This window comes from Mycobacterium sp. NGS51 (assembly GCF_059812525.1).
Genome location: NZ_JCALCV010000013.1, coordinates 19,853 through 43,235 on the forward strand (window position 1 = coordinate 19,853; position 23,383 = coordinate 43,235).

Here is a 23,383-nt window from a genome sequence, read left to right on the forward strand (position 1 = left end):
CGATCACAACGCGCGAAGCAAGGCAGCGCGCCCGCTCACCCGAAGCTTTTCGAGCGTGGAACCCCGTAATTGCTCGATGCGCTTGAGCATTTCATCGCCCAACCCATCGAGCACCTCCTCATCCACCGCCACCGGCGGCGGACACAAATCGCGTTTCTCTTCGCTAGCGTGCGCTTCCAAAACTGTGACAAACGAACACCATTCGTCGTCGTACCGAGGTGCTGTCCGAGGCGTGCGCAAAAGGGTGGCAAGCTGATCCCACACCTGGCGATGCTCAGCATGGGCAATCGCAACGAGATCGCTCGCCGCCGAGACGGCCGGATAAAACAAGTCATCCTCGATGCGCATATGAATGTCCAACTCCATCAGCAGGTCATCGAGCGCCTGCCGACGCTCTGAAGATTCGCGCGGAATGGCCGTGATCTTCCTGCACAACCCGCGGAGGATTATGTGGTGCTCACAGAGGACCTCATAGGCGTTCATCGCCGTACTCCTTCGACAGTGCCGGAGCGACGCCGCACACCTCGACCAGGCCACCGCGGACCCGAGTCGCATAGCAGTGCAGCGCCGTCGTCGCGGGTCCCCGCAGCACTTCGCCTGATCCACGCGCGAACCGTGAACCATGCCAGGGACACACGATGCGGCCCCGGTCGATCCAGCCATCAGCCATTGGCGCACCCAGATGTGGGCAACGCTCGCTAACCGCCAGCACCTGACCATCGTTCCGGTACAGGACCACGCCCACGCCGGCCACCTCCACCCGTTGTGGCTGCTCGTCCAGCGCCGTCACTGGCAGAACCGGCGTCCAGTTTTTGATGCTCAGCCCCGCGCCGGAGTGGTCGACGCCGACGCCGGATCCATACACCAACGTCGCCCCCAGGTAGCCGCTGCCAAGCGTGAGGCCGTAGCCGACCGCAGTACCGGCGATTGCCCGAAAGTGCCTGCGGTGGCCGCGATCCCACCAGGAGGCCAGATACAGCGCGGTGGCGAGGACGTTGAATGCGCCATGTACCACACCGATGCGGCGCGGGCGTTCGTGGGTGTGCTGCCAATCGGTGAGGCCGGTAGCCGCCGCGCCCAGGCTTCCCACAATCCCGACACCTAAGGTCAACCGTGACGCGGCACGTAATCCTGCGGCACGACCCGGCAGCACACTTGCCGCGTCTAATGCCACCGTCGTTGCCACCGCTCCGATTGGCAGCGACGTCAACGCCGGGTGCAGCGGATGGCCCAGCCACGTTCCGTGCAATGCGTTGCTCACCCGTTCTCGGTGGCGACCACAGGCGGCGAACACAAACGCCAAAGCGTGCTCGAGCCGATAGCTCGGCCGATCCAACCACTCCTGACGTCCCAGCGCGGCGGTGACGTACGCCCCGGTTTGACGCACGCGACGTGTCGCAGACGGACGACTCCCTACTTCGCCGAGTCCCACATGCTGTGCACGAAATCTGGACGCGATTCGTTCAATCCGCGGATGTGCTCGGAGGGCTCGGCGGCTCGGACGGCGCGAGGCTCCAGTTGTCCGGATTCTTCGGCGAGTACACCACCGGCAGCAGTTGACCCATCGTCGGCCAGTCATCGACATTGACGGCCATGCGCTGATAGACAGCATGTTCGTTGACGGTCGGCCCGTTGATCACGCCGGCGATGGTGACGAACTGCTCACCAGTGGCGTCGGGTCGTGGACTGACACCGGTGACCAGCAGTGTGCCGTTCACCGCGTGCCCGCGTGGCCCGCGCCGGATGAACCGCGGGGCTAAAAACACGGCCAGAATCGCAATCAGCAGTAACAGCACACCGAATTCCCACACCCCGCCCATGGTAGGACTGCAGGAATGACGCCCCTAGCCCATGCCGACGACGATCTCGCGGTGGCGTTGGCCCTGGCCGACCGCGCGGACGCGGTGACGCTGACCCGGTTCGGCGCGCTGGATCTGCAGGTCGACACCAAACCTGATCTCACTCCGGTGACCGACGCAGACCGGGCGGTCGAAACCGAATTGCGCGAAGCGCTCGGACGGGACCGGCCCACCGACAGCATCGTGGGCGAAGAATTCGGCGGATCCACCACGATGACCGGGCGGCAATGGATTGTCGATCCGATCGACGGCACCAAGAACTTTGTCCGCGGGGTGCCGGTATGGGCCAGCCTGATCGCGTTGCTCGACGATGGCGTCCCCACCGTCGGCGTCATCAGCGCGCCGGCGCTGCAGCGGCGGTGGTGGGCGGCGAGCGGTGCGGGTGCATTTGCGACGGTCGGCGGCTCGGCACCGCGGCGGCTCACGGTGTCCTCGGTAGCAGAGTTGAGCGCGGCGAGCCTGTCCTTCTCCAGCTTGTCCGGGTGGGCGCAGCGCGGTCTGCGGGAGCGCTTCGTCGCGCTGACCGACGCGGTGTGGCGGGTGCGGGCTTATGGCGACTTCTGGTCGTACTGCCTGGTGGCCGAGGGTGCCGTCGACGTCGCCACCGAACCCGAAGTCTCGGTTTGGGACCTAGCCGCGCTGGACATCCTGGTGCGGGAGGCGGGCGGAATGTTCACCAGCTTGGACGGCACCGCCGGCCCTCACGGCGGCAGCGTGGTGGCCACCAACGGCTCGCTGCACGACGAGGTGCTGAGGCGATTGCGCAGCTAGCAGCGGTGTGAAGTATTTAACAGGTACATCTATCTTACTCCAGAGTAAGATAGGGCGCGTTAGCCCAACGACAGTGCTCAATAAAAGGCTGCTGATATGACCAACACCCTCCCCGCGACCAATGGACGACCCAAGCGAACCGGCCGTAAGACCGCCGTTGGTGAGCACAAGCACAAGCGATCCGGCATCGACATCGGCATGGCGCTGCTCACGCCGCTGCTCGGCCAAGAGTTCTTGGACAAATACCGCTTGCGCGATCCGCTCAATCGGACGCTGCGCTATGGCGTCAAGACGGTGTTTTCGGCCGCCGGCGCCACCAATCGGCAGTTCAAACGCGTCCAAGGGCTTCGCGGCGGGCCGACGCGGCTGAAGGCAAGCGGCAAAGACTACTTCGACCTGACGCCCGACGATGATCAGAAGCTCATCGTCGAAACCGTCGAGCAGTTCGCCGAGGAGATCCTGCGACCGGCCGCCCACGACGCCGACGAGGCAGCGGCCTATCCCCCGGATCTGGTCGCCAAGGCGGCAGAGTTAGGGATCACCGCCGTCAACGTCCCCGAGGACTTCGACGGCATCGCCGAGCACCGCTCCAGTGTCACCAACGTGCTCGTCGCCGAGGCGCTGGCGTATGGCGACATGGGACTGGCGCTGCCGATTCTCGCCCCGGCCGGGGTCGCCGCGGCGCTCGCCCATTGGGGCAGCGCCGATCAGCAGGCCACCTACCTGAAGGAGTTCGCGGGCGACAACGTCCCACAGGCCTGCGTGGCGATCGCCGAACCACACGCGTTGTTCGACCCGACCAACCTGAAGACCACCGCGACCCGCACCCCCAGCGGCTACCGGCTCGAGGGCGTCAAGTCGCTGGTTCCAGCGGCCGCCGATGCCGAATTGTTCATCGTGGCAGCACAACTCGATGGCAGGCCGGCACTGTTCATCGTCGAGTCGTCGGCTCAGGGTCTGACTGTCAAGCCCGACCCGAGCATGGGCATCCGCGCCGCGGCCTTGGGTCAGGTCGAGTTGGACAAGGTGTCGGTGCCACTGAGCGCCCGCCTCGGCGAAGATGACGCCAGCGACGCCGACTATTCGGAAGCGATCGCATTGTCGCGGCTGGGGTGGGCCGCGCTGGCCGTCGGCACCTCCCATGCCGTGCTCGACTACGTCGTCCCCTACGTCAAAGAACGCGAAGCCTTCGGCGAGCCGATCGCTCACCGGCAGTCGGTGGCGTTCATGTGCGCCAATATCGCCATCGAATTCGACGGCATGCGGCTGATCACCTGGCGCGGCGCGGCCCGTGCCGAACAAGGTCTGCCGTTCACCCGCGAAGCGGCGCTGGCCAAGCGGCTGGCCACCGACAAGGGCATGCAGATCGGTCTGGACGGCGTGCAGCTGCTCGGTGGCCACGGCTACACGAAGGAACACCCCGTCGAACGCTGGTACCGCGACCTGCGGGCCATCGGCGTCGCCGAGGGCGTTGTAGTCATCTGAGTCTTACCCCGCAACCGAAAGTCTGATCATGGCAATCAATCTGGAACTTCCCAAGAAGATGCACGCGGTCATCGACAACGCTCATTCCGCCGGTGCCGAGCTCATGCGGCCGATCGCGCGCAAATACGACCTGAAGGAGCACGCCTACCCGGTCGAGCTTGACACCCTGACCCACATGTACGAGGGCGCCGCGGCATCCAACACCCTCGGCATGGCCGGAGCCGACGCGTTTCGCGGCAGTGAAAGCAGCGAAGAGAAGAACCGCAACGGCGCCAACATGGCGGCTGTGCTCCAGGCCCTGGAGGTCAGTTGGGGTGACGCCGCGATGATGCTGTCGATCCCGTATCAGGGATTAGGCAACGCCGCGATTTCCGGCGTGGCCACCGATGAGCAGCTGCAACGCCTGGGCAGGGTGTGGGCGGCGATGGCCATCACCGAACCAGGGTTCGGCTCCGACTCGGCGGCGGTGTCGACAACCGCCAAGCTCGACGGCGACGAGTACGTGATCAACGGCGAAAAGATCTTCGTCACTGCCGGTTCCCGCGCCACCCACATCGTGGTGTGGGCAACGCTGGACAAGTCGCTGGGCCGCCCGGCGATCAAGTCGTTCATCGTGCCGCGCGAGCACCCCGGTGTCACCGTGGAACGGCTGGAGAACAAGCTTGGCATCAAAGGCTCCGACACGGCGGTGATCCGGTTCGACAACGCCCGCATCCCCAAGGACAACCTGCTGGGCAATCCCGAGATCCAAACGGGCAAGGGCTTTGCCGGGGTGATGGAAACCTTCGACAACACTCGCCCGGTCGTCGCGGCGATGGCCGTCGGCGTCGCCCGCGCGGCCTTGGAAGAACTGCGCAAGGTCCTGACCGAGTCCGGCGTGGAGATCTCCTATGACAAGCCGTCGCACGCCCAAAGCGCGCCGGCCGCGGAGTTTTTACGGATGGAGGCCGACTGGGAGGCCGGCTATCTGCTGACGGTGCGCTCGGCATGGCAGGCCGACAACAGTATCCCCAACTCCAAAGAAGCATCGATGGCCAAAGCCAAGGCCGGCCGGGTGGGCAGCGACATCACCTGCAAAGCCGTCGAAATGGCCGGCACCACCGGCTATTCCGAGCAGACGCTGCTGGAGAAGTGGGCGCGCGACTCCAAGATCATGGACATCTTCGAGGGCACCCAGCAGATCCAGCAGTTGGTGGTGGCGCGACGGTTACTGGGACTGTCGTCCTCGGAACTCAAGTAGCCGGCTGAACCTCAGCATGCTCATCAGCCTCTCTAGTCACGCCAACCGAGCGTATTGCCTTCTCCAACTTGATGCCGTATGTGATATCGCCCGGCAGAAGCTGCAAGCCCGCAACGTTATCCACAAGCGAGCAGCAAGCGTGCAGGCTGCGCCGGCCGTCCGACTTAGCATGCGGTCATGACGAACTGGATAAATACGGTCAGCCGTGACCATGTCGCAGAGGGGGTGCGCGGTTGCTTCACCCAGGCCAACCACGGTAAACCGCACATGCTGCGCAGGATGGCTCGTGGCGACTGGATCATCTTCTACTCACCCAAGACCGGCTACCCCGACGGTGAGCCGCTTCAGGCCTTTACCGCCATCGGCCGAGTCGCCGATGATGAGCCATATCAGACGGACACGGCGCCTGATTTCCACACGTGGCGCCGCAACGTCGACTTCCTCGAATGCACCGAGACGCCGATCCGGCCACTGATCGACCAACTTGACTTCATCGAAGACAAGGTTCGGTGGGGCTACAAGTTCCGATTCGGGGTGTTCAAGATCGCCGATAATGACCTCGAGGTGATCCGCTCAGCGATGACCGGCTCCTGAACTGCGGCGTAGGAGCTGAGCTCAGAGCCTGGCGTCGATGACGTCGGGCAGCACCTTCAGCAGCTTCACGTCGGCCGTGAGCAGCGTGAGCCGCTCGACCGTCGCCTGCGCTACCAAAACTGCGTCAAAGGGATCCTTGTGGGGCAGTGCCGTCAGGTCAGACGCGAGAGTGTGGCGTCGTGTGACGGGCAGGTCGCGCAGGGCGGACCGGTCAATCGCGTCCTCGAAATCGCCGGGTAGCTCGACCTTGCCGATAGCCGCCTTGATGGCGAGTTCCCACGTGCTCGCGGCGGAGATGTACACGCCTGCGCTTCCGGTGATGCGTTGCCGGGCCTGGGCCCCGAGCCGGGGACTATCGTCGAGCAGCCAGAGCACGACGTGGGTATCGAGCAAGAGGCCACTCATTCGATGCCGAACAGCGCGTTGAGATCGTGGTCGGTGTCATCGAAATGATCGGTGTCGTAATGAAGTCGGCCTGCCAGGCCACCGAAGACGATGTCGGCGCGTGCATGCGGGATCAGGTCAGCCACTGGTTTGCCGGCGCGCGCGATAGTGATCGTCTCGCCTTTCTCGACGCGAGCGAGCAGGTGCGACAGGTGGGTCTTCGCATCGTGAATATTGACGGTCGGCATACGATCAGCCTACCGAACTTAGTCTAGTCGGACTAGGTGCGAATTCCACCGTGGGCTTAGACCGGGTCAGGCGCGTCCCACGCGACCGTGCCCGTTATCCAGTGGGTAATCCGCTCTTCCTGATCGTTGCGGTGCAGATGCCGCGGCGGTTGCGCGAATGTCGCGTACGGCCGGCAGCGCACGACCACCCGATCCTCCTCGACGGCCATCGCCTCGACGTAGGGGCGGGCTTCTTCATCCAGTGGTTGGCCGGACATGCGACCGGCGACTGCCATCATCACGTCCACGACGAGACCGCGGTCACGCTCGATCACTCCGTCGGCATACACCTGCAGATAGGCGAAGGGCCAACGCTCGTCGAGCACACACAGGCTCACTTTGCCGTCGCGTGCGAGGGCGCGCGCCTTGCCGCGTCCGGCCATCGTGGAGACGAGCAACTCGTCATCGTCGGTCGGGATGTAGTAGACGATCGACATGGCCGGTCCGTCGTGTCGTCGGCGGTAGCCGAACACGCAGGTGCGATGGGTGCGAATGAATTCGCGCCGCTCCGACGGAAGCATGTCGCGGTCGGTGGGAACGGTGAATGGTTCGGGTGCGAGGGGAAGCAACAACATAATGGATACAGTGTTGTCATTATTGCCTACCGCTGTCAAGGGTCGTCATACTTGGCCCATGACACGTTCCCCCGGGCGCCCTCCGGTACCGCGAGAACGGTTCGTCGAGACGGCGATGCGGATCGTTGACGAGGAAGGCGCTGACGCGTTGTCGATGCGGACGTTGGCACAGCGGGCGGATTCGGGGACGGCCACGCTGTATCGGCATTTCGGCAACCGGCGCGAGGTGATCGCTCAAGTCGTCGACCGAGTATTTGGCCGAGTCGACTTCAGCACTGAAGAACTCAGCACCTTGAGCTGGCAACAGGCGTGTAAGTCGGTGGCGCTGGGCATGTTCGATGTATTGCGCCGTCACCGAAACGTCGCGCGCCTGCTGGTCGAACAGGTGCCAATCGGCCCGAATGCGTTGGCTCAGCGTGAACGGTTGATCGCGATCCTGCTCGACAGTGGCTTTCCGCCACAGCTGGCGGCCCGCTCGTATGCGACGCTGGCGCGCTATGTTTTGGGCTTCGTCATCCAGCTCACCGGCCATAGCAGCTCCGACGATGCCCGACTCACCGGCGTGTTCCATGAACTGGACCCTGGGCTGTTCCCCGCCACCGTTGCCGTGGCCGACCATTTGCCCGTGCCATTGGAGGACGAATTCGCATTCGGTCTCAGTTTGATCGTCGACGGACTGGACCGGCAGCGCAATCCCTAGCCGGCGATTGCGGCCAACTGCGCGCGGTTGTCGTCGAACTCGTTGCCCAGCAAGGGATTCGGTTGTATGACAGCCGAGCCGACGAGCGGTCGGCGAGGTTGAAGGCGTTTTCCACGCACGCAATTTCGGTGCGTTCGAGAGCGTGTAGCAGATGCCTGTTGCGTGGAGACGGCGGTGTTCTCACAGCAGCGCGTCGGGTGTTGCCCACCGCAGGTTGTTGAAACGTCCGAAGTCGCGGTCATAGCTGACGATGCTGGCGCGGTGCTCGACCGCGAGCGCAGCAAGGTGCGCATCGTTGACCAGGTTTCCTCCGGTGCCGGTGGTGCCAAGCAGGCCGGATAGCACGTCGGCATGTCGTGGCGTTGGACTGATCACCACTGCGCCTGGGGCATTGCACCAATCGGTGACCTGCGCCATGGCTTCATCCGGGCGAAGCGGTGACGGAAACAAGCCGTGCTTTGTGGACAACCGGACGAAGGCAAGCAGCGGAACCCAAGCCAAGCCGACCATATCGCCACCCGAGAGTGCGCCGTCGAGCCAGCGCCGACTGGCGCTGTGATGCTCAGCGGCGGAATTAACGCCGTAGAGAAGGACGTTGGCGTCGACGACCTTCACGCGCCGCGACGCTGACGGCGGATCAGTTCCTCGTCTTCGAGGTCGGCGGCAACCTGCAGTGCCCGGTCCAGACTCACCGTCGGCACACCGAGGTCGGCGGTGCGCGTCTTGAACGAGGGCGCCTTCGCGCGTCGTTGCGCACCGTCGCGGATCGCGTCGTTGAGCGCCTTCTTGAAGGACACACCGCGTTCTTTCATCAGACGGTGCACGAGCGCCAACGTGTCGTCGTCAAGTGTCACCGTGGTACGCACGATGACAGCATAGCATCAGCATCCTTGATGCTATGCTGTCACGCTCTCCGACTAGGTTCAAACCGACGGAGTCGCGTTTCGTCGACGTTCCCAGGCAGGTGTACACAGCATTCGTCCGCCGCCGGCGCGGAGCTGATCATGAGCCATGTAGACGCTCAGTCTCCACTGACCACTGAAACGCGGCACGCGAATTGAGCTGGTGCGCATAGGTGTAACCGTCGTCTGCCATTTCCTCGACCGTCGGCACGTCAGGCTCGAAGGTGATCACGGTGTCCAATACGTACGGGCGGTAAATGTCGATGCACGCTGATGCGTCGGCGGCAATCGCGGGGCGGACGTGTGAGAACGCTAGTCGGCAATCGCATCCAGCTGCGCGCGCGTGTCGTCGTCGAGCTCGATGTCGGCGACCGCCAGGTTCTCCTCTAAATGCCGCACCGACGACGTGCCGGGGATCAGCAGTATGTTGGGCGCCACGCCGAGCGTCCACGCCAGCGCAACCTGTGCCGGGGTGCAGCCGAGTCGCGCGGCGGTGTGTTGCACCACCTCGTTGCCCAGCACCGGATTCGGTTGGATGAACGCCGATCCCAGCGGGAAGAACGGCACGAAGGGGATGCCGCGCGTCGTGCACTCCTGCAGCACCGGCGCCGACGAGCGGTCGGCGAGGTTGAATGCGTTTTGCACACAGGCGATCTCGGTGCGCTTTAGGGCATGCAACAGATGCTCGAGCTTGATTTCGCTAAGCCCGATACCGCCGATCAGCCCGTCGTCGTGGGCGGCGATCATGACCGAAAGCTGGTCATCGAAATGTTGATCCGGCCCGTCGCTGTCTACCAGCCGCAGGTTGACAGCGGCCAACCGGTCCACCTCCAGGGTGCGCAGATTGGTCTCGATGTCGCGGCGTAGGTCGGCCGGGCTATCGACTGGCAGCCAGCCGCCCGCATCGTCGCGGCGTGCACCGACCTTGCTCACGAGCGCCACGTTTTCCGGGTACGGATACAGCGCCTCGCGGATGAGTTGGTTGGCGACGTCGGGCCCGTAGAACTGGGCGGTGTCGATGTGATCGACGCCGAGTTCGACCGCGCGGCGCAACACCGCCAGCGCTGCGTCGCGGTCACGCGGCGGCCCGAACACGCCGGGGCCGGGCAGTTGCATTGCGCCGAAGCCGATGCGGGCAACCGAAAAGTGACCGAGTGGGAAGGAATCCATGGCACGAGGCTAGCGTCGACGTGCGGGCCGGAGCCTTCAGCGGGCGAGCGGTGGTACGCGTTGCCGGCGGGTTCTCACCATGAGGCGGCCGGGCGCAGGCGCGGGCTCATAAACCCGGGCGCCGACGCCATCGGGCGCAGCCGGTCATTCATCGTCGTCGTCCCGATGTGACGTTCGAAGATCCGCCAGACGTTATCGAGCCGACGCAGTCGGTCCGTCACAGCGGAGTAGACCCAGATCGCGGGCAGATCATCGGGTTCCTCGACCACCTCGCCCGTCACCATCCTGGGCCCAGCCGGCTCCGGCGCATAGCGGACGAGAAGGTTGTAGTAGCGAACGATCACTCCCTCGCCATCGCTATCGACGATCGGGTTGGTGGCGATGCGGCTAACCCCGGGAACGCTGTAGGGGTAGGTCTCCTCGAAGAAGCGCCGCGTTTCCGCCCGGCCCCGCGCCACGCCATGGGTGTGATACGTCACGCCGTCCGGAAGAAAGGCCTCGACCATGGCATCGATATCGCAGGCGTCGAACAGCAGGTTGACGCGATTGATGAAGTCGATCGCGTCGGCTCGATCCGTCGGATCGACGGTGCTATCGAGGACTACGGGCGGCAAGCTCGGCATCTGCCACACCTCCCAACGGTCGTGGTCGCAGGGCGATGGCCGCCCGAACCCCAGGTTGTTCACGGTCAGTTTACCTTCTGTTCACCTGTTGGCTCATGCGGGCACCGCTGTGCAGCGGCTGTGGGTTCCCTGTGCAGCCGGAGGGCCGGCGTGCAGGGCTACGATCACCTGGGGTTGGGCGGGTTGGACAGCGTTTCGTTGATGACGGAGGTGGCATGCGCGCAGCACGGGTGACCAGGCTCGATGGTCCGGACGGTATCGAAGTGGCCGACGTCGACGAACCCACGGGCGACGGCGTGATCGTCGAGGTGCACGCTGCCGGTGCGGCATTTCCGGACGCGCTGCTCACCCGCGGCCTCTACCAGTACCGGCCCGATCCGCCGTTTGTGTTGGGCGCGGAAATCGCCGGCGTGGTGCGATCGGCACCCGACAACGCCACTGTGCGTGCCGGAGATCGGGTGGTTGGCCTGACGATGCTCACCGGCGGGATGGCCGAGGTCGCGGTGCTGGCCCCGGACCGAGCGTTCAAGCTGCCCGACAACGTCAGCTTCGAGGCGGGCGCCGGTCTGTTGTTCAACGACCTGACCATGTACTTCGCGCTGACGGTCCGCGGGCGGCTGGAGGCGGGCGAGACGGTGCTGGTGCACGGAGCGGCCGGCGGTATCGGCACGTCATCGCTGCGGCTGGCGTCGGTGCTCGGGGCATCGCGCGTCATCGCGGTGGTCAGCACGCAGGAAAAGGCCGATATTGCGACGGCCGCCGGTGCGACGGATGTGGTGCTGGCCGAGGGATTCAAAGACGCGGTCAAAGAACTGACCGACGGCCGTGGCGTCGACGTGGTGGTCGATCCCGTTGGCGGCGACCGGTTCACCGATTCGCTGCGCTCGCTGGCTCCGGCGGGACGACTGTTGGTGATCGGTTTCACCGGCGGCGACATACCAACCGTGAAGGTGAACCGGCTGCTGCTCAACAACATTGACGTGGTCGGTGTGGGCTGGGGCGCGTGGGCCGGGAAACACCCGAACGCGCTGCATGAGCAGTGGGCGGGGCTCGAGCGGCTGCTTACCTCAGGGAAGTTATCTCCTCCAGAGCCGGTGGTCTACCCGCTGGAGGATGCCGCCGCGGCAGTCGCTTCGCTTGAGAACCGCACCGCCAAAGGCAAAGTCGTCGTGCGCATCCGCGACTGAACCCGCACGCCGCGCCGGGGCTCAGTCCGGGTGGCTTACGACGTTGACGACGTTGCCATCAGGTGCGCGCACGAAGAAGCGGCGCACCCCCCACGACTCTGTGGTCAACGGATGCACGATCTCGTAGCCGAGTCTCTGGGCTTCTGCATACGCGTCGTCGACGTCATCGGTGTGGATGGAGATGACCGAGTCTTCGGGAGCGGACGCATCGCGCGTGACGAGTTGGACGTTCGCGCCGCTGTCCGGTGCGGTGTAACGGGCCACCCATCCCAGGTTGAACTCCTCGGTGCTGAGCCCCAGGTAGTCGGTGTAGAAGGTCTTCGCTGTGTTGAGGTCGGCCACTCGAAGGTTGGCGGTGATGCGTTTGGCTTGCATGTCAGGCCGGCATCGGCGCGCCGCGGTAATCGCCGAAGGACCACAGGTTGCCCTCCGGGTCGCGGACGGTGAATTCACGGGCACCGTAATCGGTGTTGCCAAGGGGCCGAACGATTTCGGCTTTGCGTTGCAGCACGCGCTCATAGAGAGCATCCGGATCGGCGGTGACGACATAGCCGCCGGCGGTGCCGGGTTCACGGGACCACTCGCCGTCGGGTCTGTCACTGCCGAGCATGACCCCGCCGCTGCCCTCAGGCCACAGAAGTTGCGCGTGGTCGACGGTCTCGCCCTCGCCGTACCGGGCTGCCAGGACGAAGCCGAAAGTATCCACGTAGTAGTCAATCAACTTGGGCGCATTGTGGGCTCGCAACGTCAACCACACGGTCGGATTGGAATCAGTCATGCTCGCAGTTTGATCCGTACGAGTGGCCGCCGTCTTGAATGTTTCGGAACTCCTCGGCCAGCCACCGGCGCGGCGACGTACCGGCGAACCGGCCAAACTCTCGGGTCAGGTGGGCCTGATCGCTGTATCCGGTGTCGATCGCGACAGCTGCCAGGTCGACCAGCCCGCGCTGCCGCACCGACTCGGCGATCCGCGCGGTCGCGTGCTCGAAGCGCATCAGCATCGCCACCGCCTTGGGCGACCGGCCGACTTCCTGGTTGAACAACGTCGTCAAATGTCGTGCACTGACGCCGACTCGGTCGGCGACGGCGCCTACCGAGGCCCGGCCGCAACTGCGCTCCAAGAGGTGCCAGGCATAGGCGACCTCGGGGCGTACCGTCGCGCGGTCGCGGCGCTGCCGCGCACCCACCAGATAGTCGCCAATCACCGCAAAGGCATCCCGCCAATCCCGCGCATCGGCCGCCCGCTCGCATAGCTCGACGGCGCGGCGGCCCAGCACGGCGGTGGCATCGAAATCGGTCACGCTCAACTCGGCGCTGGGCACCCCGAACAGTCCCCGCGCGGCGAGCGGATGCACGGCCAGCTGCACGCCGGCTTGGCCCCGTCGCTGCCGGATCTGAGCGGCCCGCTCGTGCAACCCGCTCAAAAGCAGCGGCGTGGGCCGGGCGTCGCGGAGGGCCTCCGAGGTGTCGGCCGCCTCGACGCCTTCATCGAGGCTGACGATGAAGGTCAGTGTCGACGACGGCATGCCCCGATGCACCGCGGGCGCAGCGCCCCAATAGCGATAGCCCACCATCGATGCAACACCGGGACCGCTGCGAGGCGGCGCGGTGACGAATTCCGAGGCGCGCTCGGGCGTGTCGGCACCCACAGTTCTCAGGCTAGCGACACGGCCGCCTATCGGGCACGGTACGCATCCGCGCGGCCGAACACGCCGACAACGGTGATCTGCTGACGCGCGTCATCGATTCGGTAGAGCACGCGGTAGGTGCCACGTCGTGCGCTATGCCGATCGTGCAACGGTGGTCGGAGCTGCTTGCCAACACGGTGAGGATTGTCGAGTAACGGGCCGATGATGAACTCGTAGGCCGCGAACGCCACTGATTCGGGAAGTTGTTCGGCCAGTTGTTTTTTCGCAGTCGGTGCGATTATCAGCTCGTATCGCCGGTCGGTCACGTCCTAGCTCGGCGTGCTTGCATCGCCGCGGCCAGGCTGTCCTGGTTCTCCCCTTCCCCGCGGGCTAGCTCGGCATCGGCCTCGCCGAGAGCGCGAAGCGTTGCTGGGTCGGATAGCACCGCAATGGTTTCTTCCAGTGACTCCAGGTCGTCGACCGCAAGAAGAACGGCTGTAGGACGCCCGTGCACTGTGACGGTGATCCGCTCGTGCTGATCGCCGACGCGGGCGACTAACTCCGACAAATGCGCCTTCGCCTCGGCGAGTGAGCTGACTTCAGACATAGTCATAAGTATGACCAATTTGCCTCTTCCCGTCCAGGCGCGCTTCGACCAGGAGCTCTGGCGAACCCTTGTGCCGACGCAAAAGAGAAAGTAATGTCACTTTCAGTTTTATTGCGGCCGATCCGGGAGCCACCGATGGAATCCTTCGTCCACCTGCGCAAAGGCAAAACACCACGCCGTCTGCACGCCGATCTCGACGGGCTCAAAGATGACGAACTCGGCCGGGGCGGGTTCACCGGCCGCACCGCGAACATGTACCGCCGTCACGACCCGACCGCCTACCGCTCCGTCGGCCCGCTGCGGCCTCTCGACGTGCTCTCCAGCGAGCTCAAGCCCAGCGATGCCACCGACGCCGACGGCGGCCCACTGCTGATGTTCTCCAACGTCGACTGCCGCATCTCGCTGTCCCGGCGCAGCGAACCGATGCCGTTCTATGTCCGCCACGTCGACGGCGACCTGCTGTGCTTCGTGCACAACGGTGACGGCGAATTGCAGACCGAATTCGGGCCGCTGCCCTACCGCCAGGGCGACTGGGTGTATCTGCCGAAGGCCACGACCTGGCGTCAGTTGCCCAACGGCGAGACCACGCTGTTGATGATCGAGGCCACCGATGAATTTCGCGTGCCACCACCGGGCGCGCTGGGCCGGCACTTCCCGTTCGACCCATCGCAGGCCACCATCCCCGAGCCGGTGGCGTCGGACGACCCGCCTCCCTCTGGCCGCGACGAGTACGAGGTCCGGCTGGTGCACGAGGGCGGGCCGACGACGCTGTTCTACCAACACAATCCACTCGACGTGGAAGGTTGGCGAGGCGACAACTTCGCGTTCACCTTCAACATCGCCGACTACAACGTGGTGACCTCCGACAGTGTGCACCTGCCGCCCACCGTGCACTTGTTCATGCAGGCCACTGGGGTCTACGTGATGAACTTTCTACCCAAGCCCGCCGAAGGCGTGCCCGGCACCGAGCGCACCCCCTGGTATCACCGCAACGTCGACTACGACGAGATCGCCTTCTTCCACGGCGGCTCGCTCTACGGCATCCCAATGCCGCCAGGCTTGATTTCCCATGCGCCGCAAGGAGTTCACCACGGCGCGCCGGAGAAGGCGCGAGAACGTGCGCGCCGCAAGTTCGACGACTTTCACAGCGTCGACTGGCAGGTGATCGCCGTCGACACTCGCCGCCGGCTCACCCCGTCAGCCGAAGTGCTGGCGCACGACCTAGGACAGCACTGATGACTAGCACAGCGGTCAAGCATGAATACGACCGGATCCCGTATCTGATTGCCTTCCAAAACAATTCCGGTGTTCGCGACGTCTACGGCGGGCTGGCCGAGCTGGTGGTGTTGGAAAGCCATCTACTCAAGCCACGCGACAAGCCGTCCGACACTGTGCTGGTGCTCATGCACCCCATCGGCGGCGGGGCCTACCTGCCGATGATGAACGCGCTGGCCCGCGCCGGCCACCATGTCATCTACTGCAACAGCCGGTTCCGCGGCACCGACTCGGCGCTGTTGATGGAGAAGGTGGTTCAAGACCTCGGCGAATGCATCAACGACGCCAAGAATCGGCTCGGCTACGACAAGGTTGTGCTGGCCGGCTGGAGCGGCGGCGGCTCTCTGTCGGTGTTCTACCAACAGCAGGCCCAGCACGCGACGGTGACATCGAGTCCGTCGGGCGATGGGCCCGATCTCACCCAGCTGGACTTGCCAGCTGCCGACGGCATCATGTTGCTGGCCGCCCATATCAGCCGGCACGGCACCATGACCGAATGGCTGGACGCGTCGATTCTCGACGAGTCGGATCCCACCAAACGCGATCCGGAACTGGACCTCTACAACCCCGACAACCCCAACCAGCCGCCCTACAGCCAGGAATTCCTCGCTCGCTACCGGCAAGCCCAAATTGACCGCAACCGACGAATCACCGCCTGGGTCAAGGAGAAACTCGCCGAGCTGAAGGCCGCCGGCCGCCCCGACGACGAGTTCGCCTTCGTCGTGCACGGCACCATGGCCGACCCACGCTGGCTCGACCCGTCGGTCGATCCGAACGAACGCACCCCCGGAACGTGCTACCTGGGCGATCCACAGGTGGTGAACATGAGCCCAGTCGGGCTGGCCCGGTTCTGCACATTGCGCAGCTGGTTGTCGCAATGGAGCTACGACGACGCCAACGGCGACGGCGTGCAGTGCGGGCGTGATATCGCCGTGCCGGCATTGGTGATCGGCAACCTTGCCGACGACGCCTGCACGCCCAGCCACACTCGCCGGCTGTTCGAGGCAATCGGGCATCCCGACAAAGAAATACATGAAATCCCCGGTGCCACCCACTATTACGCCGGACCAGACCAGCGCGGCGCACTGCGTCAGGCCGTCGGCGTCGTCAGTGATTGGCTGGTGCGCCACGACTTCGCGAGGCCGGAGTGACACCAGCGGGCGCGCTGGACGGTGTCCGGGTGCTCGAGCTGGGCACGCTGATCGCCGGGCCGTTCGCCGGTCGGCTGCTCGGCGACATGGGCGCGGAGGTCATCAAGATCGAACCGCCCAATGCTCCCGACCCGCTGCGCACCTGGGGACAGGCCGAACTCGACGGCCAGCACTTCTTTTGGACCGTGCACGCCCGCAACAAGAAGGCCGTCACACTCGACCTGCGTCAGCCGCGGGGACGCGAACTGTTCCTAGAGCTCGTCGAACAATCCGACATCGTGGTCGAGAACTTCCGGCCTGGCACCCTGGAGAAATGGAACCTGGGTTACGACGCACTGCGGCAACGCAACCGCGGCATCATCCTGGTGCGGGTGTCGGGTTACGGCCAAACCGGCCCCGATGCCCGTAAAGCCGGATACGCGTCGGTGGCCGAGGCGGCCAGCGGGCTGCGGCATCTCAACGGTTTTCCCGGCGGGCCGCCGCCCCGGCTCGCGCTGTCGCTCGGTGACAGCCTCGCCGGCATGTTCGCCGCCCAGGGCGCGCTGGCTGCCCTCTACCGGCGTGGCGTCACCGGTACCGGGCAGGTAGTCGACGTGGCACTGACCGAATCTTGTTTGGCGATACAGGAATCCACCATCCCCGACTACGACGTCGGCGGCGTGGTGCGCGGGCCGTCGGGAACCCGCCTGGAAGGTATTGCGCCGTCGAACATCTACCGCAGCGGCGACGGCACCTGGGTGGTGATTGCCGCCAACCAGGACACCGTGTTCGCCCGGCTGTGTCAGGCGATGGGCCGCCCAGAACTGGTCACCGATGACCGGTTCGCCACCCACGGCGCCCGCGGCCGCAACCAGGACGAGCTGGACAAGATCATCGGCGACTGGGCCGCCGAACGTCAGCCCGGCGACATCATCGAAACCCTCACTGCCGCTGGCGTCATCGCGGGGCCGATCAACACGGTGGCCGAGGTGGTCGCCGACCCGCAGCTGCAGGCTCGCGGGATGATCGCCGAACACTACGACGAACGAGTTGACCGGGCCGTGCTCGGACCCGGAATCATGCCGCTGTTGTCCGAATCCCCGGGCAGGGTGCGCAATGCCGGTTCCGCGCGGCCCGGCCAGCACAACGACGACGTCTACATCGGTCTGCTCGGCAAGACCGCCGAGGATCTCCAAGCACTGCGCACCGAGGGAGTGCTATGACGACCCAGCACGTCACCATCCGCGAAGTCGCCTTGCGCGACGGGCTGCAGATCGAGCAGCCGATCCCCTTGGCCGCCAAGCTCGAACTGCTCGAGGCGATCGCCGCCACCGGAGTGCACGAGGTCGAGGCATGCGCGTTCGTGTCGCCGTCGAAGGTGCCGTCGATGGCCGATGCCGCTGAGGTGGCCGCCGAATTGCAGCACTTCCCCGGTATCGAATTTTCCGCGCTGGTGGCCAGCCCCAACGGCGCCAAACGCGCGGTGGCTGCGGGACTGCGGGCCATCGAGTACGTGGTGTCGCCCTCTGACACGTTCAGCCAGGCCAACGTCGGCCGGAGCAGCGCTGAGGCCACCGCGCAGATCGCCGACATCGTGGCAATCGGCCGCGACAGCGAGGTGGTCGTCGAGGTCATCATCGCCACCGCGTGGGATTGCCCCTTCGAGGGACCTACCCCGGCGCAGCGGGTCGTGGACATCGCTGCGGCAGCACGCGATCACGGTGCCGACCGGCTGTCGATCGCCGACACGATCGGCACCACCACGCCGGGACGGGTCCGCTCGCTGATCGAGGCGGTGCGCCCGGTGATCGACGACCTTCCGCTGGGCGGCCATTTCCACAACACCCGCGGCGCCGGGCTGGCCAGCGCCTACGCAGCGGTCTGCTCCGGGGTCAGCCGGCTGGACTCCTCGGTGGGCGGGCTGGGCGGTTGCCCGTTTGCCCCGGGCGCTACCGGCAACATCGCCACCGAGGACCTGGTCTATTTGTTGACCGACAGCGGCGTCGGCGTCGACGTCGAGCTGAACGCGGCGATCGCGGCCGCCGAGGTCGCGCGAACAGCGGTGGGCCATGACCTTCCCGGTGCGTTACTGCGGGCGGGCGACCGGAAACGGGTCTGATGCCGACCGACGCGCGCAGCTCCAAAGGCCGCCATACCCGCCAGGCGATCGAGCAGGCGGCGCGCAAACTGTTCGCCGAGCGCGGGTTTCACGGCACCACGCTGGCCGACATCACCTCGGCCGCCGGGAAATCACCGTCGGTGTTTTACCGCTATTTCGCCGACAAGGAAGACCTGCTGGCCGCGCTGGCGGAGTCGTTTCTGCACGACGTCGTGGCGCCCTCCGGCCTGAGCGTCTCGCTGCCCCAGTCACCCGATGACACCGCGTTCTTCACCTCGGTGGTCACCGGCTATTGGAACATGTTCAAGCAGAACATCGGCATCATGATCGCGGTGGCGCAGTTGGCCGCTACTCAGCGGCGATTCGCCGAGGTACAAAACGAATTCCGCCGCTTCGGCATGGACATCGTGGCGGCATCGGTGCGGCGCGCGCAGGAGCACGGCTACTCTGCTGAGCTTGATCCGCAACATACCGCCGCGGCGATCGCGCTGCTCTTCGAGAACTTCACCACGGTATTCGTGGGCCCCTCCGAGTTGGGCGTGGAACTGTCCGACGATGATGCAATCACCACCTTGTCGAGGATCTGGAAGAAAACCCTCTACGGCTTCTGAAGGAGAACACCGTGGATTTCACCCTGCCCGAACACCTTCCGCGACTGCTTGCCGACATCGATGCGTTCATCGAGGCTGAGATCGCTCCGCTGCAGGCCGAGAACATGCAGTACTTCGACCAGCGCCGCGAGTTCGCCCGCACCGACGTCGACAACGGCGGCATCCCGCGGCGGGAGTGGGAGGATCTGCTCGGCGAGATGCGCCGGCGAGCCGACCAGGCAGGCTGGCTGCGCTACGCGTTGCCGACGTCACTCGGCGGCCGGGATGGCACCAACCTGGACATGGCGGTCATCCGCGAGCACCTGGCCGCCAAAGGCCTTGGTTTACACAACGATCTGCAGGACGAGTCGTCGATCGTCGGCAACTTCCCACAGGTGATCATGATGGAGCGGTTCGGCACCGACGAGCAGCGCCGCGACTGGTCGGAGGCGCTGATCACCGGAGAGCGCTCGATGGCGTTCGGACTGACCGAGCCGGCACACGGCTCGGATGCCACCTGGCTGGAAACTCACGCCGAACGCGACGGTGACGGCTGGGTGATCAACGGCGCCAAGCGGTTCAACACCGGTGTGCACCGTGCTACCCACGATCTTGTCTTCGCCCGCACCTCCGGCGACCCCGGGCAAGCGACCGGTATCACCGCGTTCCTGGTGCCCACCGACGCCCCGGGTTTCGCCGTCCCGTTCTACTGGTGGACCTTCAACATGCCCAGCGACCACGGTGAAGTCGAGCTCAGCGACGTGCGAGTGCCCGGCGACGCTGTCTTGGGCGAAGTAGACCGCGGTCTCGAGGTTGCGCAAACATTCTTGCACGAGAACCGGATTCGTCAGGCGGCCAGCAGTCTGGGCGCAGCGCAGTACTGTATCAACCGGGCCGCCGAGTACGCCGGTCAACGCATCGTGTTCGGCAAGCCGCTGTCGGTCAATCAGGCGGTGCAGTGGCCGTTGGCCGAGTTGCAGACCGAAGCGCAGATGGTGCGGCTGCTGGTCTATTACGCGGCATGGCATTTGGACCGCAACCACCACCTGGAGGTGTCGGACAAGGTGTCGATGGCCAACTACCGGGCCAACCGGTTGGTGTGCGATGCCGCCGACCGGGCCATGCAGATCTTCGGCGGGCTCGGCTACACCCGTCACGAGCAGTTCGAGCACATCTACCGGCACCACCGCCGGTACCGGATCACCGAGGGCGCCGAAGAGATCCAGATCCGCCGAGTCGCCCAGCGGCTGTTCAAGTTCGGCAAGAAGTGACGCGTGTCCAGGAGTCCGCTCTGGCAGGTGTGGTGGCCTCAGCGCTCGGCGTCGAAACCACGATCGACAACCTGCGCGCGCTGACCGGCGGGGCCAGCCGCAGCACGTGGGCGTTCGAGGCGGTCACCCCCGAGGACCGCCGGTCGCTGATCCTGCGCATCGGTCCGCCTGACGACTTGCACGCGTCGATGGAGCTCGAAGCTCGCGTCCAGGCAGCCGCCGCAGCGGCCGGTGCGCCCGTCCCGCACATCTTGACCGCCGACAATTCGACTGCCGCCCTGGGCAATCCGTTTCTGATCTGCGACGAGATCAAAGGCGAGACCATTGTCCGGCGTATCGACCGACAGCTGGACGACCCGGGCCGCGAGCGACTGATGCGCCAGTGCGCACAGGCACTGGCCGCCATCCACCGGGCCGACCCGCACGGCGCGGACCTGGAAACCGAAGACCAGCTCGGCGAGTGGCACAACCGGCTGGACGTGATGGGCGACACCACCGCCGCCTTCGAGTGGGCGTTTCGGTGGCTGGCCGCGCACCGGCCGGCCCCGTCCCCAACGCGGTTGGTGCACGGCGACTACCGGATGGGCAACCTCATCGTGGACGGATCCGACCTGGCGGCGGTGCTCGATTGGGAGCTGGTGCACATCGGCGAGGTCTATGAAGACCTGGCCTGGTTCTGCATCCGGGCCTGGCGGTTCGGTGCGCCGGCCAGCCGCGGCGCCGGCGGCCTGGGCAGCATCGAAAACTTCCTTCGCGCCTATGAAGATGCCGGCGGGACTACCGTCGACCGGGTGGCATTCCACTGGTGGCTGGTGCTGGCCACCCTGCGCTGGGGCGTCATCTGCCGCTACCAGGCGGAGCGGCACCTGAGCGGACAGACTCGGTCGGTGGAGCTGGCCACCATCGGACGGCGGGTCTGCGAGACCGAGTGGGACCTGCTCACCTTGCTCGACGAGGCCGGCCCGCGATGAGCGGTGTTCATGGTCGCCCCACCGCCGCAGAACTGATAGCGGCGGTAGCCGAGTTCCTGGAAACCGACGTCCGGGCGGCCACCAGCGGCCAGGTCAACTTCCATGCGCGCGTAGCCGCTAACGCGTTGCGGATGGTCGAGCGCGAACTACTGGACCCCGGTACCGAACCGGCTCATGCCGCATTGGCCGGCTTGGGCTTCGAAGACGAAGCCGGACTGGCGGCCGCGATCCGGGCCGGCCAGTTGGACGAGCGCAGCGACGAGGTGCTGCGGGCTTTGCATGTCCTGGTCAGCCAGCGGCTGGTCGTCGCACACCCCGGATACCACGAGGAATAGGAAGGCGACCGATGCCCGCTACCGAGTCCGGCCAGGGTGCAGAAGTCATCGTCGACGTGGCGGATCGGCTGTTCGCCGCGATCGAGCAGAGCGACGTGGCAACGCTCGAGCAGATCTTCGACGACGACATCGCGGTCTGGCGGGTCGGGGCGGGTCGCGACAACGACAAGAAACGTGCGCTGCGGGTGCTGCACTGGTTCATCGACGTCACCGCCGACCGGCGCTACGAGATCCTCGACCGCCAGCTCTTTCCCAACGGCTTCGTCCAGCAGCACATCTTGCACGCCACCGGCCACAACGGCGGATCGATCGCCTTGCGGGTGTGCATCGTGATTAAGTTGGGTGGCTCTTCGGGTTCTCGAGCCCTGATCAGCCGTATCGACGAGTACTTCGACCCGGCCGAGCTCGCGCCGCTGTTGAGCTGAGCTCGGTCAACGGAGGCATATATGACCAGCGCCGGCGACGATGCAGCGGGGCCCCCGCGAAGCTGGGGACGCAGCGATGAGGAGGAGCGGCGCATATGACTACCGTGGAAACACTGCTGAGCGATCCGGACACCGCCGGGGTGTGGAACCTGGTTCCCGACCGCTCAACCATCACCTTCAAGATCAAGAACTTCTGGGGTCTGCTCAACGTCAAAGGCCAGTTCACCGAGGTCAGCGGCGACGGCCAAGTGACCGCCAAAGGCGCCGTCTTCGGCCGCCTCGACATCGCCGCCGCGTCGCTGCGCACTGGTATCCGCAAACGCGACGAGCATCTGCACTCGGCCGATTTCTTCGACGTCGAGCACTTCCCGCAGCTCAGCGTCGTCGTCACCGCCGTGCAACCGACCACCGGCAACGGCGCCGAGCTGCAGGCCGACTTCACCATCAAAGGAGTCACCGCGCCGCTGCCGCTGCCGGCCAAGATCGCGGTGCTCGGCGACGGCTCGGTGCGGATCACCGCCGAAACGGAGGTCGATCGAGCTCAGTTCGACCTGGACTGGAATCGGTTGGGCATGGTCGGCCAGACCGCGAAGGCCTCGGCCGACGCGTGCTTCGTCCGGGCGACATAGCGGGGTGCCGCGCTAATTGCCGTCGACTCCTCCTCGGGCCGCTACGCCGGCCCGCATCGTCGTCGCCGGTACGATCTGCACATGCCTGCCACTGATGCTCTTCGGATCCTTGTGTACAGCGACGATGCGCACACCCGCGAACAGGTGATGTTGGCGCTGGGCAAACGGCTGCACCCGGATCTGCCTGAGTTGAGCTACGTGGAAGTCGCGACGGGGCCGGTGGTAATCCAGCACGTCGATGCCGGCGGCATCGACGTGGCCATACTCGACGGCGAAGCCACCCCGGAAGGCGGAATGGGCATCGCCAAGCAACTGAAGGACGAGGTCGCGCAGTGCCCGCCGATCGTGGTCCTCACTGGGCGCGCCGACGACGCGTGGCTGGCCCGCTGGTCACATGCCGAGGCGGCCGTCCCGCATCCGCTGGACCCCATTCGGCTGGGCCGGACCGTGCTCGGCCTATTGCGCACGCCGGTTCAGTAGCGCCTCGGCAGGGCAAGTGGTCCCTGCGACCACAGCCAACGCGAATTGTTGTGTTGCCGTCGGTAATTCGCGTTGAAGGCGGCAGCCATTGGTGGCCACGACCGGACTCGATGCAAGCGCGACAAGCCGAGACATCACATTCGCCA

General features: G+C 65.5%; 32 protein-coding genes. 17 read left to right on the top strand and 15 right to left on the bottom strand.

Annotation, left to right across the window (positions count from 1 at the left end; genetic code table 11):
• Window positions 1-3: 3 nt before the first annotated feature.
• The 3 genes from AC5Y5W_RS16380 to AC5Y5W_RS16390 all read right to left on the bottom strand — a co-directional run bounded on the left by AC5Y5W_RS16380 (window position 4) and on the right by AC5Y5W_RS16390 (window position 1,820).
• Window positions 4-483: a hemerythrin domain-containing protein gene (locus AC5Y5W_RS16380; protein WP_500011536.1), complete on the bottom strand. Its 480-nt coding sequence runs from the start codon at window positions 481-483 to the stop codon at window positions 4-6.
• On the bottom strand, window positions 470-1,387 hold the full coding sequence (locus AC5Y5W_RS16385) for a Rieske (2Fe-2S) protein (RefSeq protein WP_500011537.1): 918 nt from the start codon (window positions 1,385-1,387) through the stop codon (window positions 470-472). The genes AC5Y5W_RS16380 and AC5Y5W_RS16385 overlap by 14 nt, the downstream gene beginning before the upstream one ends.
• Window positions 1,388-1,463: 76 nt before the next feature.
• Complete coding sequence (locus tag AC5Y5W_RS16390) at window positions 1,464-1,820, bottom strand: hypothetical protein (protein ID WP_500022396.1); 357 nt, start codon at window positions 1,818-1,820, stop codon at window positions 1,464-1,466.
• 15 nt (window positions 1,821-1,835) lie between these two features.
• Here AC5Y5W_RS16390 and hisN point away from each other — a divergent pair, with 15 nt between their 5' ends.
• The 4 genes from hisN (at window position 1,836) to AC5Y5W_RS16410 (ending at window position 5,949) form a co-directional block, all read left to right on the top strand.
• Window positions 1,836-2,630: a histidinol-phosphatase gene (gene hisN, locus AC5Y5W_RS16395; RefSeq protein ID WP_500011541.1), complete on the top strand. Its 795-nt coding sequence runs from the start codon at window positions 1,836-1,838 to the stop codon at window positions 2,628-2,630.
• 96 nt (window positions 2,631-2,726) lie between these two features.
• A complete protein-coding gene (locus AC5Y5W_RS16400) occupies window positions 2,727-4,115 on the top strand; it encodes an acyl-CoA dehydrogenase family protein (RefSeq protein WP_500011543.1) in 1,389 nt (462 codons plus the stop codon).
• Between the two features lie 28 nt (window positions 4,116-4,143).
• Window positions 4,144-5,355, top strand: a complete 1,212-nt coding sequence (locus tag AC5Y5W_RS16405) for an acyl-CoA dehydrogenase family protein (protein ID WP_500011545.1) — start codon at window positions 4,144-4,146, stop codon at window positions 5,353-5,355.
• A gap of 177 nt (window positions 5,356-5,532) precedes the next feature.
• Window positions 5,533-5,949 carry an EVE domain-containing protein gene (locus AC5Y5W_RS16410; protein WP_500011547.1) on the top strand — a complete coding sequence of 139 codons (417 nt, stop codon included), beginning with the start codon at window positions 5,533-5,535 and terminating at the stop codon, window positions 5,947-5,949.
• 21 nt (window positions 5,950-5,970) lie between these two features.
• On the opposite strand, the gene AC5Y5W_RS16415 is transcribed toward AC5Y5W_RS16410, so the two are convergent.
• Genes AC5Y5W_RS16415 through AC5Y5W_RS16425 form a run of 3 tightly spaced genes read right to left on the bottom strand, consistent with a single transcriptional unit; the run spans window position 5,971 to window position 7,192 of the window.
• Window positions 5,971-6,342 (bottom strand): type II toxin-antitoxin system VapC family toxin, encoded by a 372-nt coding sequence (locus tag AC5Y5W_RS16415; protein ID WP_500011549.1) that lies wholly within the window; start codon window positions 6,340-6,342, stop codon window positions 5,971-5,973.
• Window positions 6,343-6,350: 8 nt separating this feature from the next.
• Window positions 6,351-6,581 (bottom strand): type II toxin-antitoxin system Phd/YefM family antitoxin, encoded by a 231-nt coding sequence (locus tag AC5Y5W_RS16420; RefSeq protein ID WP_500011551.1) that lies wholly within the window; start codon window positions 6,579-6,581, stop codon window positions 6,351-6,353.
• A 56-nt stretch (window positions 6,582-6,637) separates the two neighbouring features.
• Window positions 6,638-7,192 carry a pyridoxamine 5'-phosphate oxidase family protein gene (locus AC5Y5W_RS16425; RefSeq protein ID WP_500011736.1) on the bottom strand — a complete coding sequence of 185 codons (555 nt, stop codon included), beginning with the start codon at window positions 7,190-7,192 and terminating at the stop codon, window positions 6,638-6,640.
• A gap of 61 nt (window positions 7,193-7,253) precedes the next feature.
• Between AC5Y5W_RS16425 and AC5Y5W_RS16430 the strand changes: the two genes are divergently transcribed.
• Entirely contained in the window at window positions 7,254-7,895 is a 642-nt protein-coding gene (locus tag AC5Y5W_RS16430) for a TetR/AcrR family transcriptional regulator (RefSeq protein WP_500011553.1), read from the top strand.
• A 180-nt stretch (window positions 7,896-8,075) separates the two neighbouring features.
• Here AC5Y5W_RS16430 and AC5Y5W_RS16435 read toward each other — a convergent pair whose 3' ends face one another.
• From AC5Y5W_RS16435 to AC5Y5W_RS16450, 4 genes are all read right to left on the bottom strand, one after another.
• The gene (locus AC5Y5W_RS16435) at window positions 8,076-8,510 is read right to left on the bottom strand and encodes a type II toxin-antitoxin system VapC family toxin (RefSeq protein WP_500011554.1); all 435 of its coding nucleotides are present in this window, start codon (window positions 8,508-8,510) and stop codon (window positions 8,076-8,078) included.
• Window positions 8,507-8,761 carry an antitoxin gene (locus AC5Y5W_RS16440; protein ID WP_500011555.1) on the bottom strand — a complete coding sequence of 85 codons (255 nt, stop codon included), beginning with the start codon at window positions 8,759-8,761 and terminating at the stop codon, window positions 8,507-8,509. The genes AC5Y5W_RS16435 and AC5Y5W_RS16440 overlap by 4 nt, the downstream gene beginning before the upstream one ends.
• 348 nt (window positions 8,762-9,109) lie before the next feature.
• Window positions 9,110-9,967, bottom strand: a complete 858-nt coding sequence (locus AC5Y5W_RS16445; protein WP_500011557.1) for an oxidoreductase — start codon at window positions 9,965-9,967, stop codon at window positions 9,110-9,112.
• Window positions 9,968-10,041: 74 nt separating this feature from the next.
• Window positions 10,042-10,590 carry a nuclear transport factor 2 family protein gene (locus AC5Y5W_RS16450; protein ID WP_500011559.1) on the bottom strand — a complete coding sequence of 183 codons (549 nt, stop codon included), beginning with the start codon at window positions 10,588-10,590 and terminating at the stop codon, window positions 10,042-10,044.
• 215 nt (window positions 10,591-10,805) lie between these two features.
• On the opposite strand from AC5Y5W_RS16450, the gene AC5Y5W_RS16455 reads away from it, so the two are divergent.
• Window positions 10,806-11,777: an NADPH:quinone oxidoreductase family protein gene (locus tag AC5Y5W_RS16455; RefSeq protein WP_500011561.1), complete on the top strand. Its 972-nt coding sequence runs from the start codon at window positions 10,806-10,808 to the stop codon at window positions 11,775-11,777.
• Window positions 11,778-11,798: 21 nt separating this feature from the next.
• On the opposite strand, the gene AC5Y5W_RS16460 is transcribed toward AC5Y5W_RS16455, so the two are convergent.
• The 5 genes from AC5Y5W_RS16460 to AC5Y5W_RS16480 all read right to left on the bottom strand — a co-directional run bounded on the left by AC5Y5W_RS16460 (window position 11,799) and on the right by AC5Y5W_RS16480 (window position 14,012).
• The gene (locus tag AC5Y5W_RS16460; RefSeq protein ID WP_500011563.1) at window positions 11,799-12,152 is read right to left on the bottom strand and encodes a VOC family protein; all 354 of its coding nucleotides are present in this window, start codon (window positions 12,150-12,152) and stop codon (window positions 11,799-11,801) included.
• A 1-nt stretch (window position 12,153) separates the two neighbouring features.
• Entirely contained in the window at window positions 12,154-12,555 is a 402-nt protein-coding gene (locus AC5Y5W_RS16465) for a VOC family protein (protein ID WP_500011565.1), read from the bottom strand.
• Complete coding sequence (locus AC5Y5W_RS16470; protein WP_500011737.1) at window positions 12,548-13,351, bottom strand: helix-turn-helix domain-containing protein; 804 nt, start codon at window positions 13,349-13,351, stop codon at window positions 12,548-12,550. Before AC5Y5W_RS16470 ends, AC5Y5W_RS16465 begins: the two co-directional genes overlap by 8 nt.
• Before the next feature lie 101 nt (window positions 13,352-13,452).
• On the bottom strand, window positions 13,453-13,731 hold the full coding sequence (locus AC5Y5W_RS16475) for a type II toxin-antitoxin system RelE family toxin (protein WP_500011567.1): 279 nt from the start codon (window positions 13,729-13,731) through the stop codon (window positions 13,453-13,455).
• The gene (locus AC5Y5W_RS16480; protein WP_500011568.1) at window positions 13,728-14,012 is read right to left on the bottom strand and encodes a type II toxin-antitoxin system Phd/YefM family antitoxin; all 285 of its coding nucleotides are present in this window, start codon (window positions 14,010-14,012) and stop codon (window positions 13,728-13,730) included. The genes AC5Y5W_RS16475 and AC5Y5W_RS16480 overlap by 4 nt, the downstream gene beginning before the upstream one ends.
• A 135-nt stretch (window positions 14,013-14,147) precedes the next feature.
• Here AC5Y5W_RS16480 and AC5Y5W_RS16485 point away from each other — a divergent pair, with 135 nt between their 5' ends.
• The 11 genes from AC5Y5W_RS16485 (at window position 14,148) to AC5Y5W_RS16535 (ending at window position 23,237) form a co-directional block, all read left to right on the top strand.
• Complete coding sequence (locus tag AC5Y5W_RS16485; RefSeq protein ID WP_500011569.1) at window positions 14,148-15,248, top strand: homogentisate 1,2-dioxygenase; 1,101 nt, start codon at window positions 14,148-14,150, stop codon at window positions 15,246-15,248.
• Window positions 15,248-16,438, top strand: coding sequence for an alpha/beta hydrolase family protein (locus AC5Y5W_RS16490; protein WP_500011571.1), 1,191 nt, complete (start codon window positions 15,248-15,250; stop codon window positions 16,436-16,438). The genes AC5Y5W_RS16485 and AC5Y5W_RS16490 overlap by 1 nt, the downstream gene beginning before the upstream one ends.
• A complete protein-coding gene (locus AC5Y5W_RS16495) occupies window positions 16,435-17,640 on the top strand; it encodes a CaiB/BaiF CoA transferase family protein (protein WP_500011573.1) in 1,206 nt (401 codons plus the stop codon). The genes AC5Y5W_RS16490 and AC5Y5W_RS16495 overlap by 4 nt, the downstream gene beginning before the upstream one ends.
• Window positions 17,637-18,536, top strand: a complete 900-nt coding sequence (locus AC5Y5W_RS16500; protein ID WP_500011575.1) for a hydroxymethylglutaryl-CoA lyase — start codon at window positions 17,637-17,639, stop codon at window positions 18,534-18,536. The genes AC5Y5W_RS16495 and AC5Y5W_RS16500 overlap by 4 nt, the downstream gene beginning before the upstream one ends.
• Window positions 18,536-19,147: a TetR/AcrR family transcriptional regulator gene (locus tag AC5Y5W_RS16505; protein WP_500011577.1), complete on the top strand. Its 612-nt coding sequence runs from the start codon at window positions 18,536-18,538 to the stop codon at window positions 19,145-19,147. The genes AC5Y5W_RS16500 and AC5Y5W_RS16505 overlap by 1 nt, the downstream gene beginning before the upstream one ends.
• Before the next feature lie 11 nt (window positions 19,148-19,158).
• Entirely contained in the window at window positions 19,159-20,397 is a 1,239-nt protein-coding gene (locus AC5Y5W_RS16510) for an acyl-CoA dehydrogenase family protein (protein WP_500011579.1), read from the top strand.
• 20 nt (window positions 20,398-20,417) lie between these two features.
• The gene (locus AC5Y5W_RS16515; RefSeq protein WP_500011738.1) at window positions 20,418-21,368 is read left to right on the top strand and encodes a phosphotransferase family protein; all 951 of its coding nucleotides are present in this window, start codon (window positions 20,418-20,420) and stop codon (window positions 21,366-21,368) included.
• Window positions 21,365-21,703: a DUF6285 domain-containing protein gene (locus AC5Y5W_RS16520; protein ID WP_500011581.1), complete on the top strand. Its 339-nt coding sequence runs from the start codon at window positions 21,365-21,367 to the stop codon at window positions 21,701-21,703. The genes AC5Y5W_RS16515 and AC5Y5W_RS16520 overlap by 4 nt, the downstream gene beginning before the upstream one ends.
• 11 nt (window positions 21,704-21,714) lie before the next feature.
• Window positions 21,715-22,128 (top strand): nuclear transport factor 2 family protein, encoded by a 414-nt coding sequence (locus tag AC5Y5W_RS16525; RefSeq protein ID WP_500011583.1) that lies wholly within the window; start codon window positions 21,715-21,717, stop codon window positions 22,126-22,128.
• 95 nt (window positions 22,129-22,223) lie between these two features.
• Entirely contained in the window at window positions 22,224-22,757 is a 534-nt protein-coding gene (locus tag AC5Y5W_RS16530; RefSeq protein ID WP_500011585.1) for a YceI family protein, read from the top strand.
• Between the two features lie 81 nt (window positions 22,758-22,838).
• Window positions 22,839-23,237, top strand: coding sequence for an Rv3143 family two-component system response regulator (locus AC5Y5W_RS16535; RefSeq protein WP_500011587.1), 399 nt, complete (start codon window positions 22,839-22,841; stop codon window positions 23,235-23,237).
• Window positions 23,238-23,383 lie beyond the last annotated feature (146 nt).

Excerpts from the sequence above, each read along its gene's own strand:
- AC5Y5W_RS16380 (WP_500011536.1), bottom strand. The coding sequence starts at position 483 with ATGAACGCCTATGAGGTCCTCTGTGAGCACCACATAATCCTCCGCGGG.
- AC5Y5W_RS16390 (WP_500022396.1), bottom strand. The coding sequence starts at position 1,820 with ATGGGCGGGGTGTGGGAATTCGGTGTGCTGTTACTGCTGATTGCGATT.
- hisN (WP_500011541.1), top strand. The coding sequence starts at position 1,836 with ATGACGCCCCTAGCCCATGCCGACGACGATCTCGCGGTGGCGTTGGCC.
- AC5Y5W_RS16400 (WP_500011543.1), top strand. The coding sequence starts at position 2,727 with ATGACCAACACCCTCCCCGCGACCAATGGACGACCCAAGCGAACCGGC.
- AC5Y5W_RS16405 (WP_500011545.1), top strand. The coding sequence starts at position 4,144 with ATGGCAATCAATCTGGAACTTCCCAAGAAGATGCACGCGGTCATCGAC.
- AC5Y5W_RS16410 (WP_500011547.1), top strand. The coding sequence starts at position 5,533 with ATGACGAACTGGATAAATACGGTCAGCCGTGACCATGTCGCAGAGGGG.
- AC5Y5W_RS16420 (WP_500011551.1), bottom strand. The coding sequence starts at position 6,581 with ATGCCGACCGTCAATATTCACGATGCGAAGACCCACCTGTCGCACCTG.
- AC5Y5W_RS16430 (WP_500011553.1), top strand. The coding sequence starts at position 7,254 with ATGACACGTTCCCCCGGGCGCCCTCCGGTACCGCGAGAACGGTTCGTC.
- AC5Y5W_RS16445 (WP_500011557.1), bottom strand. The coding sequence starts at position 9,967 with ATGGATTCCTTCCCACTCGGTCACTTTTCGGTTGCCCGCATCGGCTTC.
- AC5Y5W_RS16450 (WP_500011559.1), bottom strand. The coding sequence starts at position 10,590 with ATGCCGAGCTTGCCGCCCGTAGTCCTCGATAGCACCGTCGATCCGACG.
- AC5Y5W_RS16455 (WP_500011561.1), top strand. The coding sequence starts at position 10,806 with ATGCGCGCAGCACGGGTGACCAGGCTCGATGGTCCGGACGGTATCGAA.
- AC5Y5W_RS16460 (WP_500011563.1), bottom strand. The coding sequence starts at position 12,152 with ATGCAAGCCAAACGCATCACCGCCAACCTTCGAGTGGCCGACCTCAAC.
- AC5Y5W_RS16465 (WP_500011565.1), bottom strand. The coding sequence starts at position 12,555 with ATGACTGATTCCAATCCGACCGTGTGGTTGACGTTGCGAGCCCACAAT.
- AC5Y5W_RS16470 (WP_500011737.1), bottom strand. The coding sequence starts at position 13,351 with ATGGTGGGCTATCGCTATTGGGGCGCTGCGCCCGCGGTGCATCGGGGC.
- AC5Y5W_RS16480 (WP_500011568.1), bottom strand. The coding sequence starts at position 14,012 with ATGTCTGAAGTCAGCTCACTCGCCGAGGCGAAGGCGCATTTGTCGGAG.
- AC5Y5W_RS16485 (WP_500011569.1), top strand. The coding sequence starts at position 14,148 with ATGGAATCCTTCGTCCACCTGCGCAAAGGCAAAACACCACGCCGTCTG.
- AC5Y5W_RS16490 (WP_500011571.1), top strand. The coding sequence starts at position 15,248 with ATGACTAGCACAGCGGTCAAGCATGAATACGACCGGATCCCGTATCTG.
- AC5Y5W_RS16500 (WP_500011575.1), top strand. The coding sequence starts at position 17,637 with ATGACGACCCAGCACGTCACCATCCGCGAAGTCGCCTTGCGCGACGGG.
- AC5Y5W_RS16505 (WP_500011577.1), top strand. The coding sequence starts at position 18,536 with ATGCCGACCGACGCGCGCAGCTCCAAAGGCCGCCATACCCGCCAGGCG.
- AC5Y5W_RS16520 (WP_500011581.1), top strand. The coding sequence starts at position 21,365 with ATGAGCGGTGTTCATGGTCGCCCCACCGCCGCAGAACTGATAGCGGCG.
- AC5Y5W_RS16525 (WP_500011583.1), top strand. The coding sequence starts at position 21,715 with ATGCCCGCTACCGAGTCCGGCCAGGGTGCAGAAGTCATCGTCGACGTG.
- AC5Y5W_RS16530 (WP_500011585.1), top strand. The coding sequence starts at position 22,224 with ATGACTACCGTGGAAACACTGCTGAGCGATCCGGACACCGCCGGGGTG.
- AC5Y5W_RS16535 (WP_500011587.1), top strand. The coding sequence starts at position 22,839 with ATGCCTGCCACTGATGCTCTTCGGATCCTTGTGTACAGCGACGATGCG.